Here is a 21,600-nt window from a genome sequence, read left to right as displayed (position 1 = left end):
TATGCATTTAAGAAACTAAAACTAACGTCAACCAAAAAAATTGAGCACACCTATAGAAGACGAAATCGTTGGCCTATTAAAAAAAGGCGACAAAAAAGCCATTTCATTATTATATGAAAATTATGGCGACGCCCTTTTTGGTGTCATCTCAAAAGTGTTAACCGATCCTGATATGGCTCAAGATGCTCTACAGGAAACATTTATTAAAGTTTGGAAAAAAGCCAAAACATACGATTCAAAAAAAGCAAAATTATTTACATGGCTTTACCGAATTGCCTACAACACAGCTATTGACAAAGTGCGTTCGTATAATAATAAAGCCAGTAAGGAAATCCAAATAGACGCTTCGGACGTATATACATTAACAGGTGATAGTTTAAATCAAGACGTACTAGACATTCAAAAGCATTTAAGTTCAATTGATGAAAAATATCAGATTGTTTTAAACGCGCTCTTTTTTGAGGGTATGACACAACAAGAAGCCAGTGACGAGTTGGATATTCCGCTTGGCACCATAAAATCGAGATTAAAAATTGGACTTCGTGAACTTAAAAAAATTTACGATCCAGAAACAAAATAGTCATGAATGATAAAATAACTACATTTTTAAATTCTGACCTACTAGAAAAATATCTAATAGGCCAAACAACTTCAGTAGAAACTGAAACTGTAGAATCTTACATTTCCAAATATCCTGAAGTAGAACAAGCTTACAATAACTTACAAAACCAATTAGAATTGGTTGCGCAAAGTCAATCTGTTAAAGCACCAAAAAGTATTTTAAATTCTGTTTTAAATACATTGGATGAAGAAACACCAGTAGTACAACTTAACCAACCAAAATCACGTAAAAAATGGTTTCAGTTAAGTATAGCTGCTAGTGTTATTGCTATTATGTTTGCTAGTACAACGTATATATTTTATCAACAAAATCAATTATTAAAAATTGAAAATCAAAAAATTGCTGATGAAATTTACGACAGGTTAGATGATTTAGATCAGAAAAATATGCGTTTAGATGAGATTATGCGCCAAATGAATCAACTAAATAATCCAGAAACTGAAAAGTATATTATAAACGGTAACAATCGTGCAAAAAATTTAAAAACAGTAGCCTACATAAATCCAAAAGAGAAAACCTCTATGTTAGATGTGGTTTCTTTACCACAACTTCCCGAAGAGCAATGTTATCAAATTTGGGCTGAATTAGAAGACAAAATGGTTAATTTAGGTATTTTAAGTGAAGGAGACAGACAGTTAAAATCTATTCCCTACACCGAAGATGCTTTAGCATTAAGTATTACCATTGAACAAAAAGGCAGTACATTAAGTGCTACAAAGGAAAACTCTGTTGCTGAAATTACCTTAAACAAATAACACTATTTAAACCCTAAAATAAGCCTCGGTTTTCTTTGAAAATCGAGGCTTATTTATTTTTAAAAATCCGTATCTTTGCAAAAATAATTTTTATGAAACTTTTTTTAATAACATTAGCATTATTAGGAATTGCTGTTGCAGGAATTGCCATTAAAATATGGGCAAAAAAAGATGGAAAGTTTGCAGGCACTTGTGCAAGTCAAAACCCTATGTTAAACACAGAAGGTGAAGCTTGTGGTTTTTGCGGCAAAACACCAGATCAATTTGAGAACTGTAACGAACCTCAACACTCGTAATTTTAATGCTCATACTAGACATTCTCTACTATACATTTATATTAGTAGCATGTTTTCAGGTTTGCTATTACCTCTTTTTTTTTAGCCCCTTTGCCTTTCAAAAAGAAAGCAGTCCGACACCTAAAAATATTCCAATTTCCTTAATAATTTGCGCCAAAAATGAGGCCGAAAATCTCAAAAAATTTCTGCCGTTAATTATTTCTCAAGACTACCCTAATTTTGAAATAGTTTTAATTAATGATGCATCCTATGATGACACAATGGAGGTAATGGAATCTTTTGCAGAAAAACATCCAAACATTAAAATTGTAAACGTAAAAAATAACGAAGCTTTTTGGGCTAATAAAAAATATGCTTTAACATTAGGTATTAAATCAGCCAAAAACAACCACTTATTATTTACTGATGCCGACTGTAAACCTAATTCCAGAAGCTGGATTTCAGAAATGACAGCTCATTTCAATACCGAAAAATCAATTGTTTTAGGATATGGTGGTTATACCAAAATTAAAAACTCATTTCTCAACAAAATAATCCGGTTTGAAACGTTATTTACTGCCATTCAGTATCTTTCATTTGCCAGAATGGGATTGCCATATATGGGTGTTGGTAGAAATTTAGCCTATACTAAAGATGCTTTTTTTGCAGCTAGTGGCTTTATGAAACACATGCATATTCGGTCTGGTGATGATGATTTATTTATAAATGAAATTGCCACAGCTAACAATACCAACATTTGTGTTACCAAAAACAGTTTTACACTATCTAATCCAAAAACAACTTTCAAAGCTTGGGTTACTCAAAAAAAACGACATGTAACCACTGCCGAGCATTATAAAGTGCACCATAAAATTGTATTAGCCCTATTTTATATTTCACAATTATTATTCTGGCTGTCAGGCATTGTGTTGTTAAGTTTTTTATTTAAATGGGAAGTAGTGCTGGTTATTATGGTATTGCGTTTTATCTGTCAGTTTATAATTGTATCATTTATATCGAAAAAATTAGACGAACAAGATTTGCTACCCTATCTTCCTTTTCTAGAATTCTTTTTAGTTGTTTTTCATTTAACTATATTTATATCCAACCTGATATCAAAACCTAAACATTGGAAATAACCCAAGCCATAGAGCGCGCCAAAAACAATGACCAAAAAGCCTTTAATTTTTTATTGGATTCGTTTTGGGATGATGTATATGGTTTTCAATTAAAGCGTGTTCAGAACGAAAACGATGCAGAAGATATTACCATCCAAACATTTTCAAAAGCATTCGATAAAATTAGTACCTATAAAACTGAATACAGTTTTAAAACTTGGCTTATTACCATTTCCAAAAACATTCATATTGATTTAATTAGGAAGCAAAAAAATTCCATTTCACAAAACATAGCCCATACTAACGATACTGGTTATCAAGACATTTTAGATGATTCGCCTTCACCAGAGGACAAACTAATAACCGAACAGAATTTAGTAAAATTGCTTCGTGATATTAAAAAACTAAAACCACATTATCAAAAAGTCATTAATTTAAGATACTTTCAGGAATTGAGTTATAAAGAAATTTCTCAAGAAATAGACGAACCCATTAACAATGTAAAAGTTAAATTACTTCGTGCCAAAAAACTACTGGCCGATATTATTCAAAACCAGTCGCACTTAAGCTAAAATTCTAATTAGCACTTTAGCACAATAGCCATTTATTTCCCATAATACTTTGTATCTTTGCAATGGAAAATTTAGTCTATGAAAACAGAAACAGTTTCAAATATTTTACCTGAAAGACAAGCCAAGCCTAAATGGTTGCGTGTAAAATTACCTACAGGCAAGAAATATACAGAATTACGGAGTTTAGTTGACAAGTACAGTTTAAATACCATCTGCACCTCTGGAAGTTGTCCAAATATGGGAGAATGTTGGGGAGAAGGTACTGCAACTTTTATGATTTTAGGAAATATCTGTACACGGTCTTGCGGCTTTTGTGGTGTAAAAACTGGCAGACCAGAAACGGTAGATTGGGACGAACCTGAAAAAGTAGCGCGCTCCATTAAGCTCATGCAAATAAAACATGCCGTTTTAACCAGTGTTGATCGGGATGATTTAAAAGATATGGGAAGCATTATGTGGGCAGAAACTGTAAAAGCTGTTAGACGTATGAATCCTGAAACAACGTTAGAAACACTCATTCCAGATTTTCAAGGAGTTGAACAACACATTGATAGAATTATAGAGGTTGCACCCGAAGTTGTGTCGCATAATATAGAAACAGTAAGACGCCTAACTCGCGAAGTTAGAATTCAAGCTAAATACGACCGAAGTTTAGGTGTTTTAAAATACTTAAAATCTCAAGGTCAACGCAGAACCAAATCTGGTATCATGCTAGGACTTGGGGAAGAACGCGAAGAAGTTATTGAAACCCTTCACGACTTAAGAGCAAATGATGTAGATGTAGTAACCATAGGACAATATTTACAACCTAGCAAAAAACACCTACCTGTTAAGCGTTTTATTATGCCAGACCAATTTGATGAATACAAACAAATAGGACTCGATTTAGGATTCAGACATGTGGAAAGTAGCGCATTAGTACGATCTTCTTATAAAGCTCAAAAACACATTAATTGATGATTCGAATTGGAATTAATGGATTCGGTAGAATAGGCAGACGTGTATTGCGGTTACTTCATAACCATCCGAAACTAGAGGTGGTTGTCATTAATGATTTAGCCGATTCCAAGACCTTGAGTCATTTGTTAAAATACGATAGTATTCATGGTATTTTCCATGAGACTATTGCTCATGATGAAAATCATATCATTATTAATGGTAAAAAAATAACCTTATCACATCATAATCACCCAAAGGAAATTAACTGGGCAGCTCATAATGTGGACTATGTTATTGAATCTACTGGTAAATTTAAAACCAAAAACGCATTAGAACACCACATTACTAATGGTGCCAAACGTGTTATATTAAGTGTTCCTTCTGAAGATGAATCCATAAAAACTATTGTTTTAGGCATCAATGAGTCAATTATAGATGGTTCAGAAACCATTATATCAAATGCATCATGCACGACCAACAATGCCGCTCCAATGATGGATGTAATTCATAAACTATGCGGAATTAAACAAGCTTATATAACAACCGTTCACTCCTACACCACAGACCAAAGTCTGCATGACCAGCCTCATCGTGATTTACGTCGTGCTCGTGCTGCTGGACAATCTATCGTCCCAACAACCACAGGAGCTGCAAAAGCCTTAACACGTATTTTTCCAGAACTTTCAGATGTTATAGGTGGCTGTGGTATTCGTGTTCCTGTTGCTAATGGCTCTTTAACAGATATTACCTTTAATGTTGAAAAAACCGTAACAATAGATATGATCAATAAAGCCTTTAAAGAAGCATCTGAAGGTTATTTAAAAAACGTTTTAGCTTATACACAAGACCCTATTGTATCTATTGATATTGTTGGAAATCCGTACTCATGTGTTTTTGATTCTCAAATGACATCTGTCATTGGTAATATGGTTAAAATTATTGGCTGGTATGATAATGAAACCGCCTATTCACAAAGGATTGTTGATTTAATTTGCTTTTTATCGGTAAAACCATAACTTTTATCGAATAAATAATTATATTTGTCGATAACAGTTACACGAATCATGTCCCAATTATATAAATATATAGGTTTTATTTTTATGCTGTTAAGCTTGAATTTATCAGCACAGGATGAAATTAGTGAGGATGAAGAAACCATTCAAATCAACATTGATTACAAGATAAACCAAGCCCAAGAAGATATTGAGTCTAGCGACTTTTTTGAAGCGCAGAAAAAATTAGAAGAAGCGCTCGTTCTTGCTGAAAAAATAGGCACCAAAAAAAGCATTGGAATTATTTATGCCAAACTAGGCAAACTTCAGTACATTATTGAAGAGCCTGATGCGGCTTTAATTAGTTTATTTAAAGCTAATGAAATCCAACGAATTATAAAGGATGATGTTAATAGGGCGGAGACCTACAAAATAATTGGTAACGTTTACAATAGCAAGCAAGAATACAGGCAAGCTTTAGATTATTACGTATCTGCTAACTCGCTTTTTGACCAAGAAGGTCTAGACGATTTTGTTGCTGAAGTACTTCTTAACGAAGGTAAAACACTTATTAAAATTAAGGATTATAATAAAGCCAATAAACAGCTTGAAAAATCGATTGCATTAGCTAATCGTTACGAATTAGATAAAATACAAAGTAGCGCCATGATACACAATGGCCTAGCTTTAGCTTATTTAGGAAAAAAACAAGCAGGACTTGAGCTAACATTAAAGGGCGTTCAATTAGCTAAAGAGTACAAATTTAATACAGTACTCACTAATGGGTATTTAATTTTAAGCGATTTAAATGAATTAAATGGCGACTATCAAACATCTTCAGATTACTTGAAAAAGTATATGAAGTTATCCGATTCTTTGTTGCAGGTTAAACGTGCGAACCTATCTCCAGAAAAACGTATTAAAATTTTACTTAATAATCAAACTGAATTTCAAAAGGAACAAGCTGCAAATTTAGAGGAGAAAATTAAAGAAAATAACTTAAGTAAGCTTACAACTATTTTGAGTATTGCTTTAATTACTATTTTATCTTTACTAACACTTTCATTATATAAAAACAACAATATTAGGCTTAAAACCAACAACATGCTGCACATTAAAAATAGTGAGCTTATTGTTGCCATGGAAAAAGCCGAATTGGCTTCAAAAACAAAAGCTAACTTCCTTTCTACGGTTACTCATGAATTACGAACACCGTTATATGCAGTTACTGGTTTAACAAATATGCTGTTGGATGAAGACCCAAAACCCAATCAAATTCAACATCTAAAATCTTTAAAATTTTCAGGTGAATATCTTCTAACATTTATCAATGATATTCTTCAAATTAATAAAATTGAAGCTAATAAAGTGGATATCGAACCCGAGAATTTTAATCTTAAAAAGAAAATGACAAACGTTATTGCAGCGTTAAATAATTCGGCAAACGATAATAACACCAAATTACACTTAGAATACGATTCAGATATTCCAGAAACCTATAATGCAGATCAGCTTAAAATATCACAAATCTTGATTAACTTAATTGGCAACTCCATCAAGTTTACAAAAGATGGCGATATTTGGGTACGTGCTAAAAAACTACATCAAGATGGCGATAATTATACCATTCGTTTTGAAGTTGAAGATAACGGGATTGGTATAAGTCAACAGAAACAAGAAAAACTCTTTGAAAGTTTCTCTCAAGGTTCCATACAAATTAATAGAAAATATGGCGGAACAGGCTTAGGGTTATCTATTGTGAAGGGATTAATAGAAATTTTAAAAGGAACTATTTATTTAAAAAGTGAACTTGGAAAAGGCTCTAATTTTATTTTTGAAGTTCCAATGAAGTATGCTGCACCAGTAGCAAAACCTAAAAAAGTAGATTATTTCAATAATGTGGCAGATATTGATTTAGAAAACATTAAGATTTTAGTAGTTGAGGATAATAAAATCAACCAAATGATTACCAAAAAAATCCTAAACAAAATGAAGCTTAAATGTGATATTGTTGATAATGGTGAAGAAGCTGTTGAAAAAGCGCGCACAGAAAACTATGATGTTATTTTAATGGATATCCATATGCCAGGTATCAGTGGTCTAGAAGCTACTAAACGCATTCGCGCATTTAATGAGCAGCTAACTATTTTTGCTTTAACTGCGGTAACTATAGAAGATAAAATGCATGAATTTGATGAAGCTGGATTTACAGATATCATCTCAAAACCATTTAAACAAGAAGATTTTGAGAAAAAACTCTTTGAAGCTTTAATAAGTAACAAAGAAACAAAATCTGTTTAAACAGCTCCCTTTATATAATTTAAAACCAAATTCTGAAACCTCTCTTGTTCATGAATTACTGCTTTTATAGGTATAAAGAATAACTTTTTACGTAGTGTTTCATAAACTTTCAATCGCATAAAATCCTTTTCCGTAGTTAATAGAATTTCAAATTGAGCCAGTTTTAAAATTTCAGCATCGGTAAATACATGATGATCTGGAAAGTTAAGATGCTCAAACTCCAATCCGCTATTTTTTAAATACGAAACCAATGGACCTGCATTGGCAATACCAGTAATTAAAGTAAAGGTTTTTAAATTTGATAAGTTATATGAGGCCTCTGCCGAAAAAACAATTTCAGAATATTCAATAGCGCTAAAAAACACCTCTTGGTTATTTTGTGGTTTCAATTTTGAAATAATCTGTTTTTTTTCTAAAGCCGAAATATCATCAGGACACTTGGTCACCACAATAATGTGAGCACGTTTCGCTCCTTGTTTTGGCTCCCGCAAATTACCTGTAGGTAAAACCAAATCATCAGCGTATAAGTCTTGGTATGTAGTTAATAATATATTCAAACCAGCTGTTACTTTACGGTGCTGAAAAGCATCATCTAACAAAATAACATTAGGTTTTTTTGGTAAACGTAACAAATTTTCTATGCCACGTTGTCTATTAGAATCTACAGCTATCTGTACATTTTTATAAAACTTACTATAAAACTGAAACGGCTCGTCTCCTAACGTTTTAGCAGAATCAGACACGGTTGCCAGCCGAAATCCTTCTGTCTCTCTTTTGTAACCACGACTTAAGGTTGCAACGCGAAATGAATCTTTCAAAAAATGAATTAAAAGTTCAATCATAGGCGACTTGCCCGTACCTCCAGTGCTTAAGTTACCAACACAAATAATTGGAACAGGATAAGATTGGCTTTTAAAAAGTCCCAAATCGTAAAACCTATTTCGCAACCATGTTACCAAATAGTAAATAGGAACAATAGGAAACAATATTTTTCGCAGAAGCTTCATAACAACGAAAGTAATTATTTTATCTTTGATGTTAAACATAAATAGAAATGATTGTTCAAGACATAATAAATTATTTAGAAAATTTAGCACCATCTTCTTACGCAGAAGATTTTGATAATGTGGGTTTATTAGTTGGAAATAGCCAAGAAAACGTAAAGGGTATTTTAGTAACCCTTGATACAACCGAAGCTGTCATAGATGAAGCTATTGAAACAAATTGCAACCTAATTGTAAGCTTTCATCCTATTGTTTTTAAAGGTTTAAAAAAAATCACTGGTAAAAACTATGTTGAGCGTGTTGTTATTAAAGCAATCCAAAACAACATTGCCATTTTCGCAATTCACACGGCTTTAGATAATGCATTTCATGGCGTGAATGATATGATTTGTGAAAAACTCAATCTTACCAATCGTAAAGTGCTTATTCCCCAATCTGGAACTATAAAAAAGCTAACAACTTACGCGCCACAAGCTGAAGCAGCTACCGTTCGGGAAGCGCTATTTACTGCTGGTGCAGGAAGCATTGGTAATTATGATTATTGTAGTTTTAATACAGATGGTACAGGTACTTTTAAAGGCAACGAAACTTCAAACCCAACAAAAGGCAAAAAATTGGAAATGCATTCCGAACCAGAAACACAAATATCGGTTACATTTCCGAAGCATTTAGAATCTCAAATATTACAAGCACTTTTCAGGGCTCATTCTTATGAAGAAGTTGCCTATGAAATAATACAAATTGACAATACCAATCAGCATATTGGTATGGGAATGATTGGCACGCTAGAAAAGCCCATGACGGAAACTGATTTCCTCAAGTATGTAAAAGAGACCATGCAAACTGGAACAATCAGGCATTCGCAATTCCTAAACAAACCTATTCAAAAAATTGCCGTTTTAGGAGGCTCTGGTAGTTTTGCTATTTCGGCTGCCAAACGTGCTGGTGCTGATATATTTATCACAGCAGATTTAAAATATCATGATTTTTTTCAAGCCGAAAACAGCCTAATTTTAGCTGATATTGGACATTATGAAAGTGAGCAGTTCACAAAAAACCTTTTAGTAGCATATCTTACGAAAAAAATTACTAATTTTGCACCTGCCTTACCGGTAGGTAGGCTTATTATATCAAAGACCAATACAAATCCAGTTAAGTATTATTAGAGTATGGCAAAAAAGAAAGAAGCAACGGTAGAAGAGCGTTTAAGAGCCCTGTATGATTTACAACTTGTAGATTCTCGTATCGATGAAATTAGAAATGTGCGTGGAGAACTTCCTTTAGAAGTACGCGATTTAGAAGATGAAGTTGCTGGAATGAACACCAGACATGAAAAGCTTGAAGACAGCTTAGATGTTATAAAAAATGAAATCAGTTCTAAAAAGAACTTGATAGAAGAGGCTAAAGCACTCATCAAAAAGTACAACGAGCAACAAAAAAATGTTCGTAATAATAGAGAATATAACTCTATTTCTAAAGAAATTGAATTTCAAGAATTAGAAATTCAATTAGCTGAAAAAAACATCAATGAACACAAAGTTCAGATTGAACAGAAAAAAGAAGTTATAGCCCAGACTAAAGAACGCTTAAAAGAACGCCAAACACACCTGAAACACAAAAAGAGTGAGTTAGATGCTATTTTGGCTGAAACGGAAAAAGAAGAGCAAGCACTTATTAAAAAATCGGAGGAATTTAAAAAATCTATTGAAGAGCGTTTAGTTTCTGCTTATACCAGAATCCGTACCAATGTTAAAAACGGATTAGCCGTTGTAGCCATTGAAAGAGGTGCTTCTGGAGGATCGTTTTTTACAATTCCACCACAGGTTCAAATGGAAATCGCATCTCGCAAGAAGATCATAACAGATGAACACAGTGGGCGTATTTTAGTGGATGCCGCTTTAGCTGAAGAAGAACGCGAAAAAATGGAAAAGCTTTTCTCTAAATTATAAGCTATTTTCAAAATTATATAGAAAGCCTTCAATAAATTGAAGGCTTTTTTTTTAATATAACTTTAGCATTTCATTTATAAGGTAATAGACTTCTATACGTCTAACACTAAAAAGAAAACTATGAATAAGTTACTCATAATGGTATTTACGGCCTTGTTATTTAGTTGTAATAACAACGCTCAAGTCAACTCCAAACAACAAGACGTTATTAATGCAGAACCTGTAGAAGTAGCCATGAAAAACGGCAAGGCTAAAGCCTATTTTGCTAGTGGTTGCTTCTGGTGTGTAGAAGCAGTTTATGAGAGTGTAAAAGGAGTTGAAGAATCTACTTCAGGGTATGCTGGAGGTCATACAAAAAATCCAACATACGAATCCAGTAATACTGGTAGAACAGGACATGCGGAAGCGGTAGAAGTTATTTACAATCCTGAAATTGTTAGTTTTGAAACGTTAGTGGATGTGTATTTTGCTTCGCAAAACCCAACACAAGTAAATGGTCAAGGTCCAGACACAGGCTCTCAATATCGATCTATTATCTTTTATCAAAACCAAGAGCAAAAAAATATTATTATGGAAAAGAAAAACGCTTTAGAAAAAGAACTTGGTAAACCTGTTGCTGCTGAAGTCTATCCGTTTCAAAAATTTTGGATTGCTGAAGATTACCACCAAGATTATGAGCGCTTACATCCCGACAATCCGTACATCCAGAATGTATCTATACCAAGATTAAATCGTTTCAAAAGAAAGATGCCAGAAGTTTTAAAGGCCAATCACTAAAATATTAAGTGGCTATTTAGATTCTACAATTAAAAGTTCTGATTCCTTTTTATGGTTTTGTTGCCTTTATTGTAAAAATTAAAGGATATAAATTAGCGGCTATTTTAAACATACCATTTTTGGTTTCAACCAAATTAGGTAATACATTATAAGGGCTTTCGTGATATTCATTTAAATGTTCAATATGTAATCCTGCTTGAGTTAAGGCATTAATTACCTCACTCAAACCATGATTCCAGCCATATTCTTTACTAATTATTTTAGAGTCTTGATTGGCATAAGTGCCTTCATATTCTTCAAAAATTACTTCATCTTGCATATAGCCATATTTCATGTTAGGTTTCCCGTTTATGTAATCGAACATCCAAACTATCGGGTGAAATTCCGCCATAAAAAATGTCCCTCCTTTTTTCAGTCGTTCAGCAATCATCCTTCCCCAAGGCTTTAAATCTGGCAACCAACCAATAACGCCATAACTGGTAAAAACAATATCAAATTGCTCGGTAATATGTTTAGAAGTATCTAACACATTACAACAAACAAATTTAGCGTCCAAACCTAATTCGGTATTCAAAGTTTGGGCTAATTTTATGCCTTCATCACTTAAATCGACACCGACGCACGAAGCTCCCATTCTACTCCAACTTAATGTGTCTTGCCCAAAATGACATTGTAAATGCAACATAGATTTCCCAGAAACATTACCTAAAGCCTCTAACTCATAAGACATTAATGACGACTTCCCTTTTTTAAAAGCTTCCATATCATACATGTCACTTTCTGCATGAACACGCACTTTTTGGTTCCAGGTTGCCTTATTGGTTTCAAAATAGTTTTTTTCTAATTCCATATTCTAGTTAAATATCTGTCCAATTTACTATAACTTTACAACTTCTTAAAAAATTAAACTATGAAACATTTTAGACTTATTTTAAGTGTGTTACTTATTTTACAATCTTGTAAATCCGACAAGGAAAATACCCCTATAACGGAAATGAATGAAAAAGAACTAACAACTTCTGAAAAAATAGCACAAGCTTATGGTATTGAAAATTGGAATGAGGTAAACACTATTAGTTTCGATTTTAATGTGAGAAAAGATAGCTCGCTTTTTAAACGTTCTTGGAAATGGTCTCCTAAAACAAATAACATTACATTAATTACACCTAACGACACGCTGCAGTATAACAGAAATGAAATGGATAGTACATTTATAAATGCCGACAAAGCATTTATAAACGATAAATTCTGGTTATTGGCACCATTTAATTTAATTTGGGATTCTGGAACAACAATTTCTGAGCCCGTTGAAGAAACTGCTCCAATTAGTAAAAAAACACTTTATAAAATTACGCTAACGTATCCTAATGAAGGTGGCTATACACCTGGCGATGCTTACGATTTTTATTATAATTCTGATTTCTTTATCGAGGAATGGGTTTACCGAAAAGGAAACGCTAAAGAACCTTCCATGATGTCTACTTGGGAGAACAACGTTGGATATAATGGTGTTATAATCGCGTTAAGCCATAAAAAAACAGATGATAATTGGGAATTATTTTTTGATAATGTTTCAATAAATTAACTATAAAACATCCAAAACTAGTAATACAATCGTATATCTAATAAATATCCCGCTTTAAGCGTCTATATATATTCAAAAAGGGCTTCATCCAATGGTTGAAGCCCTTTTTCTTTTTCCCTTCATTCCTAAATTTATAATTCTTATTTTTGTGGGAAACCGAAAAACATAACACCTTGTCCAACTACAAAACCGGTCTTGATTTTGCAAAAAAACAAGACGCAAACGACCCACTATCTAGCTATCGAGAGCAGTTTCACATACCAAAAGATAAACACAATAACGAACTTATTTATCTTTGTGGCAATTCATTAGGACTGCAACCAAAATCAACAAAAAACTATATCAATCAAGAATTAGAAGATTGGGCTAATTTAGGTGTTGAAGGACATACACATGCCAAAAACCCATGGCTACCTTATCATGAATTTTTAACTACAAGCATGTCTAAAGTTGTTGGTGCCAAACCCATTGAAGTAGTTGTTATGAATACCCTAACAGCTAACTTACATTTCATGATGGTGTCTTTTTATAAACCCACAACTACACGTTACAAAATTATCATTGAAGCGGATGCATTCCCATCTGATAAATATGCTGTAGAGTCCCAACTACGTCATCATGGCTATGATGATAAAGAAGGCTTAATACTTTGGAAAGCACGTGAAGGTGAAGAGTTACTACGCTATGAAGATTTAGAAACCATTCTGGATAAACATGGTGACGAAGTGGCTCTGGTGATGATTGGCGGTGTCAACTATTACACAGGACAATTTTTCGACTTGAAGCGCATTACCAAACTCGGACACAAACACGGCTGCATGGTTGGTTTCGACTGTGCTCATGGTGCAGGAAATGTAGAACTTAATTTACATGATTCTGGTGCCGATTTTGCTGTTTGGTGTACCTATAAATATTTAAATTCAGGCCCAGGAAGTTTAGGTGGTTGCTTTGTTCATGAACGTCATGCACATAACAAAACATTGAATCGTTTTACAGGTTGGTGGAGTCATAATAAAGAAACACGCTTTAAAATGCGCGATGAGTTTGATGTTATACCAGGAGCTGAAGGTTGGCAATTAAGTAATCCACCAATTTTATCTATGGCTGCCATAAAAGCATCGTTAGATATTTTTGAAGAAGTAGGCATAAAAAAACTCAATCAAAAATCGAAAGATTTAACTGCTTATTTCGAATTCCTATTAAAAGAATTAGGCCAAGACACTATCCGTATTATAACTCCAAACAATCCAGATGCACGTGGTTGTCAATTATCAATACAAGTAAAAAATGCCGATAGAGCTTTGCATGATAAACTAACTGAAGCAGGAGTTATAAGTGATTGGCGCGAACCAGACGTTATTCGCTGTGCGCCAGTACCGTTATATAACTCCTATCAAGATATTTATCATATGGTAGAGAAATTAAAAAATATATTAAAATAAAAATGTTATTTGAAGCGTCATATTAAAAAGTCTTCAAAACAACCAAAATAACAGTAAACATCACCATTGTGATATACTAATATGAAAAACAAACAACAAAACATACTCATAATTGGCGCAGGACTTTGTGGCTCACTTCTAGCATTGCGGCTTGGGCAACGCGGCTACAGGGTTACCGTAATGGAAATGCGACCTGACTTAAGAAAAGTTGATATCAGTGCTGGTCGTTCCATAAATTTAGCTTTTTCTGATCGTGGTATAAAAGCCATGAATTTAGTTGGTATTCAAGACAAGGTAGAACCTCTTTGCATTCCTATGAATGGCCGAATGCTACATGATATAAATGGCAATACAACTTTGGCTCCGTATAGTGGCCGAGACCATGAATACATTAATTCTATTTCTCGAGGTGAACTAAATGCCTTATTATTAAATGAAGCTGAAAAACATGACAATGTTAACATTTACTTTAATAGAAAATGTGAATCGGTAGATTTTGAAAATACCACAGCACACTTTACAGAATTTAATACTAAAAACGAATTTATTGAAGATGCTGATTTGATTATTGCAACAGATGGTGCAGGTTCCGCTATGCGTAAAAGCTACTATTTAGGGCATAAGTTCTTGTTTAGCTTTTCACAAGACTATTTAACCCATGGTTACAAAGAATTAAGTATCCTTCCCGGCGAAAATGGCAGCTATAAAACCTATAAAAACGCGCTCCACATTTGGGGTCGCGAAGCCTTTATGCTCATCGCTTTACCAAATTTGGATGGTAGTTTTACAGTAACTTTATTTTTAAGTTATAACGAAGGTGAATATAATTTTAACAACTTAACAACAAAGGAGCGTGTACTAGAGTTTTTCTCAAAATACTTTAAAGATGCATTAGAATTAATGCCTAATTTAATTGATGATTTCTTTAGAAATCCAACAGCTCCATTAGGTACAGTTAAATGTTCACCTTGGCACTATAAAGGCAATACGCTGTTAATGGGTGATGCGGCTCATGCTATTGTTCCATTTTATGGTCAAGGTATGAATGCGTCTTTTGAAGATGTGGTTGAATTCGATAAGGTTTTAGATGAAAATTTAGGCGATTGGGAAACCATATTTAAAAAATATGAATCCTCTCGCAAAAAAAATACCGATGCCATTGCCGATTTAGCCATCGATAATTTTTATGAAATGAAAGGCCATGTAAATCACGCCAATTTTAGAGAAAAACGCACATTAGAAATGGCATTTGAAAAAACATTCCCAAATGATTATTCATCAAAATACTCTCTAGTAACTTTTAATGAAGATGTTAGCTATCATGATGCCATGACGCGAGGTCGTGCTCAAGATAAAGCCATATTAAATATGTTAGCAGACGGAAAAATTACAGAGGTAGAAAATTTATCAAACCAAGCATTAAAAACCCTTTTAGAAAACGTAAAAGCTGAAACTGAAGCCATACTTGAGGATGATAGAATTGCTGGATTGAAATAACAAATTCCTTCAATAACAGGAATCCATAAGCCCAAAATGATTATAAGGTTATTAACATTTCTTATAATTGTAAATTAAATTAAAAAAGAATCCTTTAAAACATTATAAAATTATGAGCAACATAAAAAACGAGACTCCAGCTTCTGCAGGAACTAGTGTTACACCAAGAGGAGCCTATCCACATGTAAAACGTGTTGGCGATTTTATATTCGTTTCAGGAACCAGTTCCCGAAGAGCAGACAACAGCATTGCAGGCGTTGAAATTATTGATGAAATGGGAACCAAACATCTGAATGCCGAAGTTCAAACACGTGAAGTTTTGAAAAATATTGATAGAAACCTACAAACTGTGGGAGCATCTGTTAAAGATGTTGTAGATGTTTCCACGTTTTTAGTAAACATGAACGATTTTGCTGGCTATAATAAAGCCTATGCAGAATTTTTTGATAAAGAAACAGGACCAACCAGAACAACTGTTGCTGTTCACCAATTACCGCATCCAGATTTGGTAGTGGAAATTAAGGTAACGGCATACAAACCAATTCCTGCCTAAACAGGAATTTCGTAGAAAAAAGTAAAGCCTTAAAAGCTGTAACATTCTTTTTTATTGTAATTTACAAGAATTCTTTTTTCTCAAAACCGAGAACTTTAGATAAACACCTTATCAAGTGGGAACAAAATCAGGAAATAAAGAGATTCCTGCCTTCGCAGGAATTCAAAACTACATAAACGGAAAATTCATACCTCCCATCGCTAATGCGTGGTTAGACAATTATAACCCTGCAAATGGTGAAGTTTACGGACGCATACCAAACTCATCAAAAGAAGATGTTGAGAATGCCTATATTGCTGCAAAATCAGCATTCCCTAGTTGGTCTCAAACAACATTAGACGAACGCAGTCGTATTCTCATTAGAATTTCAGAATTACTAGAAGCCAATTTACAACAATTTGCAGAAGCCGAAAGTAAAGACAATGGCAAACCTATTTCTTTAGCCAAAGCTGTTGATATTCCACGAGCAGCCAGCAACTTTCGTTTCTTTGGAAATGCCATTACGCAATTCGCAAGTGAAAGCCATGAAAGCGTTGGTCAAGATGCTATAAATTACACCTTACGGCAACCAATTGGTGTTGTGGGTTGTATTTCGCCATGGAATTTGCCATTATATTTGTTTACTTGGAAAATTGCACCAGCTTTAGCAGCTGGAAACTGTGTGGTTGCCAAACCAAGTGAAGTAACACCCATGACAGCTTATCTATTAGGAGACATTTGCAACGAAGCCGGTTTACCAAAAGGGGTATTAAACATTGTTCATGGCTTGGGTGGTTCAACAGGTCAAGCTATTATTGAACATCCAAATATTAAGGCCATTTCGTTTACAGGAGGCACTACCACTGGAGCACATATTGCTAAAGTAGCTGCGCCTATGTTTAAAAAATTATCGCTGGAATTAGGAGGTAAAAATCCAAACATTATTTTCGCAGATTGTGATTATGATGACATGCTTGAAACAACTGTTCGCTCCTCATTCGCCAATCAAGGTCAGATTTGTTTATGTGGCAGCAGAATTTTTGTAGAAGCGGCTATTTACGAAAAATTCAAACGTGATTTCGTGACTAAAATTCAAGCTTTAAAAGTTGGACATCCATCAGAAGCCACAACCAATATTGGTGCTTTAGTTTCCAAACCACACCTTGAAAAAGTAATGGAATACATCCAAATTGCCAAAGACGAAAATGGTAAAATTCTGTGTGGCGGCAACAAAGTAACAGTTGCAGGTTACGAAAACGGTTATTATTTAGAACCAACTGTTATCGAAGTTCCACACGATGAATGCCGTGTAAATCAAGAAGAAATTTTCGGCCCTGTCGTAACTATTATGCCTTTTGAAACTGAAGATGCCGTTTTACAAATGGCAAACAAAGTCAAATACGGTTTATCTGCAACCTTGTGGACCAATAACTTAAAACGCACCATGCGCCTGAGTAATGAACTGCAGGCTGGTATTGTTTGGGTTAACACCTGGATGATGCGTGATTTACGAACCCCTTTTGGAGGCGTAAAAGCATCTGGTGTTGGCCGTGAAGGTGGTTATGAAGCCCTACGCTTTTTTACAGAAGCCAAAAATGTTTGTATAAAATATTAAAGATGGGAATTGGCAGAAGAGAATTCACAAAATTAATTGGTTTAGCTCTGACAGGCACAATAATCGATCCTCTTCAAGCAGTTGTGACTCATAATGAATATTATATAAATAAAAAATTAGGAATCATGTTTACCATTCCTAAATCATGGGGTTTTGTTAAAATTAAAGATTTTGGCAAAATAAAAGACAAACAAATTCTTGATGGTTTTTATGAATCGATAAAAAATGAAGTTTATGAAGATTTAGGAAGTCCTATTTGTATTGTTACAAAATATTACGAAGACCTTCCCGAACATGATGGCTTGTTTTCTCCTTCTATAATACTTAAAATAACACCTAAATCAGAGTTTGATAGTTATGGCCATAAGAATTTTGAAGAATTAATCCATATGTCAAGAAAAAATGACAACTCTGTTTTAAAAGATTATAAAATTGTTAATATTTATGTCCCCTACACATTAAATAATTGTCAATTTTTTGAAGATGACTCAGAATATTTATTTGAACATAAAGAACTCAAAAAACCAATAAAAGTAGAACAAAAGAGCATTAAATTTGAACATCAAAACTTTTATTATGAGTTTAGTTGTCATCAGTCTTTAGAAATGAACGAAAAAGCAGATATTGAATTTGAAGCCTTTAAAAACAGTATAAAATTAATATGAATCTAAATCTAAACAACAAATACGCATTAGTCTGCGGAAGCACAGCAGGAATAGGAAAAGCTACAGCTATGGCACTTGCCAATGAAGGTGTTCAAGTAACCTTAATTGCGAGAAATGAAGAGAAATTAAAAGCAACCTTGACAGAGTTACCACAGCAAAGACAGCACGATTATATAGTAGCGGATTTTTCGAATCCAGACGAACTGAAGTCTAAAGTTTCCAATTATATTTCTAAAAATCACGGATTTCATATTTTGGTAAATAATACAGGAGGACCAGCTGGAGGACCAGTTTTTATGGCAGATTTGGATGAATTTCAAAAAGCATTCACCCAACATTTAAAATGTAATCATGTGCTAGCACAAACGGTTGTTCCATTTATGAAAGAAGCTGGTTACGGTAGAATTGTAAATGTTATTTCTACATCTGTTAAACAACCATTAGATGGTTTAGGTGTCAGTAACACCATTCGTGGTGCAGTTGCCAATTGGAGCAAAACGCTTGCTAATGAACTAGGTCAGTTTGGAATAACCGTAAATAACGTGCTTCCAGGTGCGACTGGAACCGAAAGGTTAACTGAGATTATTAAAAATAAATCGGCTAAATCTGGAAATTCAGAAGAAGAAGCTGCTCATGCTATGAAACAAGCTGTTCCGGCAAAACGTTTTGCGAAACCTGAAGAATTAGCTGATGCTATTACCTTTCTAGCCAGTGAGCGTGCTAGTTACATTAATGGCATTAACCTCCCTGTTGATGGTGGTAGAACTAAAAGCCTATAACCCGATGAGAGCTTTTTACATCACAATTTTATTCACGTTGTTTACAGGTATCAGTCATGCACAATATGCGTTGAAAAATTATTCCAATGCAGAGATTGATGAGTTGCCAATAGTACAACAAATTGCTAATTGGATTCAATACCATCAAATTGATAATGTTATCCCATTATTAACCAATAAAAATATCATAGATCAAACTTATTTCGATTCAGAATCAACCTTCTTATCTTTAGAGTACTCTAGAGATAGAGTTGAATCCAACACGCATACAACGGTAGCAGATAATCGAAATATCGTTTGGTATGAACGTAACTTTTATAAAAAAAGCAAATCGACATTAAAACCACGCTATCAAATTTACTTTACAGTGGAATTTATTAATGACTCCTATAGAATAATTGACCTTCAATTTGGTAAGAAGAAAAAAATAAACACTAGTGAGTATGATACAAATTGACACCAAAGTTTGTAACTTTATATCATTCATTTCTTAAAAAAACACAAAATGAGCACCATATTTCCACCTATTAATTTTAAAGCCTGGATTGAAGAAAACAGACATCTTTTAAAACCACCTGTTGGCAATAAAGTCGTTTGGAAAGATGGCGACTTTATTGTAATGGTTGTAGGTGGTCCAAATAGCCGAAAGGATTACCATTATAACGAAACACCTGAATTCTTTTATCAAATAGAGGGGAATATGGTTTTAAAAATTATAGAAAATGGCGAACCAAAAGATATTCATATCAACGAAGGTGACATTTTCTTATTACCACCAAAAGTACCACATTCTCCACAACGCGCTGCAAACACCGTCGGATTAGTTATAGAATATCCTCGGGAAAAAGGCGTAAAAGATGCCTTACTATGGTTTTGCGAAAATTGTACTACCAAACTATACGAAGAGGATTTTACTGTTGAAAATATTGAAACAGATATGCCTGTTATTTTTGATAAATATTATGGCGACCAAAACAAACGAACGTGCCCAAACTGTGGTGAAACTATGGAGCCACCCAAAAAAGTACAGATAGAAGACTAAAATATGAAACGAAAACTTCGAATTAACGGCCACTCTCACCTACTTCCTTATCCAGAGGAGATTCCGCAGTTTATGCAAGACAAAGGCATTTTCTGGGTAGATAAAGACCGGAAATTTATGCTTCAAAAAGATTGGAACAGACCCATTACGGATTCTAGTTTCTTTTTAGATGAGAAACTTGCATGGATGGAACGTTTTAAAATAGATCATGCGGTGGTTTTAAATTTATCGCAACTCTATGGAAATGGTCTGCGCGTAGAGGAAATGAAACAAGCCTTGCGCTTTCAGAATGATTTTAACGCTAAAGTTCAGCGTGAAAACCCAAGTAAATTTACCTGCGGATTTGTGGTACATCCTGGTTTTGTTCGTGGCGCTTGTTGGGAAATTGAACGCTGTGTAAATGAATTAGGTATGCAGTTATTGTGTTTACCTACACATTATATGGACACCATTGGAACTTGGCGCTGTATTTTTGATGAAGAAAATGAGCCTATTTTTGAATTGGCCAATAAATATAATTTAGCCGTAGAAATTCACCCATATGATGGTGAAAAATTCATTAAATTAGAAAACACTTCGTGGCGTTTTCATTTAATTTGGATGTTGGCACAATGTGCAGATGCTTACCACTTTTTAACTCTTAACGGTTACCAAGATAAATACCCAAATATGCGAACGTGTTTTGCTCATGGAGGCCAATTGGCGCAAATTAATCTGGGAAGACGTATTCAAGGTTTTGATGGCAGACCTGATTTATTTGAGGGAAAAAGTCATCCAAGAAAAGCCGTAGGGCATAAAAATATCTTTTTTGATACCTTGGTTCATGATACAGGTGGACTACAGTTATTAATTAAAAATCAAGGCTCAAAACAAGTATTAATGGGACTGGACGACCCTTATCCTTTAGGTGAAATGGAGAGCGAAAAACAATCTTCCTATCCAGGTAAAATTCTCGATTTAGCAATGGAACGTAACATTATTAATGAAACCGAACGGGATGCTATTTGGGAAGATAATGTTATCCAGTGGCTTTGTGGTGATGATGAAGCAGCCAAACAAAAATTAGTCAACCGAATTCTAGGTCAATAACTATCATTTTGAGCTCATGTAAAGAATCTTCATGATAAAACATAAGATTC

23 protein-coding genes are annotated in these 21,600 nt (G+C 34.0%); 21 read left to right on the top strand and 2 right to left on the bottom strand.

All coding sequences use genetic code 11. The features are described 5' to 3' along the window. Nucleotides 1-40 precede the first annotated feature (40 nt). The 8 genes from BM239_RS12865 to BM239_RS12830 all read left to right on the top strand — a co-directional run bounded on the left by BM239_RS12865 (nucleotide 41) and on the right by BM239_RS12830 (nucleotide 7,574). Nucleotides 41-580 carry an RNA polymerase sigma factor gene (locus BM239_RS12865; protein ID WP_092209279.1) on the top strand — a complete coding sequence of 180 codons (540 nt, stop codon included), beginning with the start codon at nucleotides 41-43 and terminating at the stop codon, nucleotides 578-580. A gap of 2 nt (nucleotides 581-582) precedes the next feature. Further along, nucleotides 583-1,377 (top strand): anti-sigma factor, encoded by a 795-nt coding sequence (locus tag BM239_RS12860; RefSeq protein ID WP_092209277.1) that lies wholly within the window; start codon nucleotides 583-585, stop codon nucleotides 1,375-1,377. A gap of 92 nt (nucleotides 1,378-1,469) precedes the next feature. Then, the gene (locus BM239_RS12855) at nucleotides 1,470-1,673 is read left to right on the top strand and encodes a membrane or secreted protein (protein WP_092209275.1); all 204 of its coding nucleotides are present in this window, start codon (nucleotides 1,470-1,472) and stop codon (nucleotides 1,671-1,673) included. Between the two features lie 5 nt (nucleotides 1,674-1,678). Then, nucleotides 1,679-2,791, top strand: a complete 1,113-nt coding sequence (locus BM239_RS12850) for a glycosyltransferase (RefSeq protein ID WP_092209273.1) — start codon at nucleotides 1,679-1,681, stop codon at nucleotides 2,789-2,791. Next, nucleotides 2,782-3,342, top strand: a complete 561-nt coding sequence (locus tag BM239_RS12845; RefSeq protein ID WP_092209271.1) for an RNA polymerase sigma factor — start codon at nucleotides 2,782-2,784, stop codon at nucleotides 3,340-3,342. The genes BM239_RS12850 and BM239_RS12845 overlap by 10 nt, the downstream gene beginning before the upstream one ends. A 78-nt stretch (nucleotides 3,343-3,420) precedes the next feature. After that, a complete protein-coding gene (gene lipA, locus BM239_RS12840; protein ID WP_092209269.1) occupies nucleotides 3,421-4,299 on the top strand; it encodes a lipoyl synthase in 879 nt (292 codons plus the stop codon). Further along, nucleotides 4,299-5,297 carry a type I glyceraldehyde-3-phosphate dehydrogenase gene (gene gap, locus BM239_RS12835; protein WP_092209267.1) on the top strand — a complete coding sequence of 333 codons (999 nt, stop codon included), beginning with the start codon at nucleotides 4,299-4,301 and terminating at the stop codon, nucleotides 5,295-5,297. The genes lipA and gap overlap by 1 nt, the downstream gene beginning before the upstream one ends. A 48-nt stretch (nucleotides 5,298-5,345) precedes the next feature. Next, nucleotides 5,346-7,574 (top strand): tetratricopeptide repeat-containing hybrid sensor histidine kinase/response regulator, encoded by a 2,229-nt coding sequence (locus BM239_RS12830; protein ID WP_245758241.1) that lies wholly within the window; start codon nucleotides 5,346-5,348, stop codon nucleotides 7,572-7,574. Here the strand turns inward: BM239_RS12830 and lpxK are convergent. Then, nucleotides 7,571-8,581 (bottom strand): tetraacyldisaccharide 4'-kinase, encoded by a 1,011-nt coding sequence (lpxK, locus tag BM239_RS12825; RefSeq protein ID WP_092209476.1) that lies wholly within the window; start codon nucleotides 8,579-8,581, stop codon nucleotides 7,571-7,573. The two genes, BM239_RS12830 and lpxK, sit on opposite strands and share 4 nt — an antisense overlap. Nucleotides 8,582-8,628: 47 nt before the next feature. Between lpxK and BM239_RS12820 the strand changes: the two genes are divergently transcribed. From BM239_RS12820 to msrA, 3 genes are all read left to right on the top strand, one after another. Further along, on the top strand, nucleotides 8,629-9,744 hold the full coding sequence (locus BM239_RS12820) for a Nif3-like dinuclear metal center hexameric protein (protein WP_092209265.1): 1,116 nt from the start codon (nucleotides 8,629-8,631) through the stop codon (nucleotides 9,742-9,744). 3 nt (nucleotides 9,745-9,747) lie between these two features. Next, nucleotides 9,748-10,527, top strand: coding sequence for a zinc ribbon domain-containing protein (locus BM239_RS12815; RefSeq protein WP_092209263.1), 780 nt, complete (start codon nucleotides 9,748-9,750; stop codon nucleotides 10,525-10,527). Between the two features lie 120 nt (nucleotides 10,528-10,647). Then, the gene (gene msrA, locus BM239_RS12810) at nucleotides 10,648-11,304 is read left to right on the top strand and encodes a peptide-methionine (S)-S-oxide reductase MsrA (RefSeq protein ID WP_092209261.1); all 657 of its coding nucleotides are present in this window, start codon (nucleotides 10,648-10,650) and stop codon (nucleotides 11,302-11,304) included. Between the two features lie 49 nt (nucleotides 11,305-11,353). Here msrA and BM239_RS12805 read toward each other — a convergent pair whose 3' ends face one another. After that, nucleotides 11,354-12,154, bottom strand: coding sequence for a class I SAM-dependent methyltransferase (locus BM239_RS12805; RefSeq protein WP_092209259.1), 801 nt, complete (start codon nucleotides 12,152-12,154; stop codon nucleotides 11,354-11,356). Nucleotides 12,155-12,214: 60 nt separating this feature from the next. Here BM239_RS12805 and BM239_RS12800 point away from each other — a divergent pair, with 60 nt between their 5' ends. From BM239_RS12800 to BM239_RS12755, 10 genes are all read left to right on the top strand, one after another. Further along, nucleotides 12,215-12,889: a hypothetical protein gene (locus BM239_RS12800; protein ID WP_092209257.1), complete on the top strand. Its 675-nt coding sequence runs from the start codon at nucleotides 12,215-12,217 to the stop codon at nucleotides 12,887-12,889. Between the two features lie 173 nt (nucleotides 12,890-13,062). After that, nucleotides 13,063-14,331, top strand: coding sequence for a kynureninase (kynU, locus tag BM239_RS12795; protein ID WP_092209474.1), 1,269 nt, complete (start codon nucleotides 13,063-13,065; stop codon nucleotides 14,329-14,331). Between the two features lie 81 nt (nucleotides 14,332-14,412). Further along, the gene (locus BM239_RS12790) at nucleotides 14,413-15,828 is read left to right on the top strand and encodes an FAD-dependent oxidoreductase (RefSeq protein ID WP_092209255.1); all 1,416 of its coding nucleotides are present in this window, start codon (nucleotides 14,413-14,415) and stop codon (nucleotides 15,826-15,828) included. Between the two features lie 112 nt (nucleotides 15,829-15,940). After that, on the top strand, nucleotides 15,941-16,381 hold the full coding sequence (locus tag BM239_RS12785; protein WP_092209253.1) for a RidA family protein: 441 nt from the start codon (nucleotides 15,941-15,943) through the stop codon (nucleotides 16,379-16,381). 115 nt (nucleotides 16,382-16,496) lie between these two features. Beyond that, nucleotides 16,497-17,975 carry an aldehyde dehydrogenase gene (locus tag BM239_RS12780; RefSeq protein ID WP_245758240.1) on the top strand — a complete coding sequence of 493 codons (1,479 nt, stop codon included), beginning with the start codon at nucleotides 16,497-16,499 and terminating at the stop codon, nucleotides 17,973-17,975. 2 nt (nucleotides 17,976-17,977) lie between these two features. Further along, entirely contained in the window at nucleotides 17,978-18,640 is a 663-nt protein-coding gene (locus BM239_RS12775; protein WP_092209251.1) for a hypothetical protein, read from the top strand. Continuing rightward, on the top strand, nucleotides 18,637-19,419 hold the full coding sequence (locus tag BM239_RS12770) for an SDR family oxidoreductase (protein ID WP_092209249.1): 783 nt from the start codon (nucleotides 18,637-18,639) through the stop codon (nucleotides 19,417-19,419). Before BM239_RS12775 ends, BM239_RS12770 begins: the two co-directional genes overlap by 4 nt. After that, nucleotides 19,394-19,876 (top strand): hypothetical protein, encoded by a 483-nt coding sequence (locus BM239_RS12765; protein ID WP_092209247.1) that lies wholly within the window; start codon nucleotides 19,394-19,396, stop codon nucleotides 19,874-19,876. The genes BM239_RS12770 and BM239_RS12765 overlap by 26 nt, the downstream gene beginning before the upstream one ends. Before the next feature lie 48 nt (nucleotides 19,877-19,924). After that, the gene (locus tag BM239_RS12760; protein WP_092209245.1) at nucleotides 19,925-20,461 is read left to right on the top strand and encodes a 3-hydroxyanthranilate 3,4-dioxygenase; all 537 of its coding nucleotides are present in this window, start codon (nucleotides 19,925-19,927) and stop codon (nucleotides 20,459-20,461) included. Nucleotides 20,462-20,464: 3 nt separating this feature from the next. After that, a complete protein-coding gene (locus tag BM239_RS12755) occupies nucleotides 20,465-21,550 on the top strand; it encodes an amidohydrolase family protein (protein ID WP_092209243.1) in 1,086 nt (361 codons plus the stop codon). The last annotated feature ends 50 nt before the right edge of the window (nucleotides 21,551-21,600 follow it).

It is taken from the genome of Algorimicrobium echini (assembly GCF_900115185.1).
GTDB lineage: Bacteria > Bacteroidota > Bacteroidia > Flavobacteriales > Flavobacteriaceae > Algorimicrobium > Algorimicrobium echini.
This window is presented reverse-complemented; position numbering and strand designations above follow the sequence as displayed.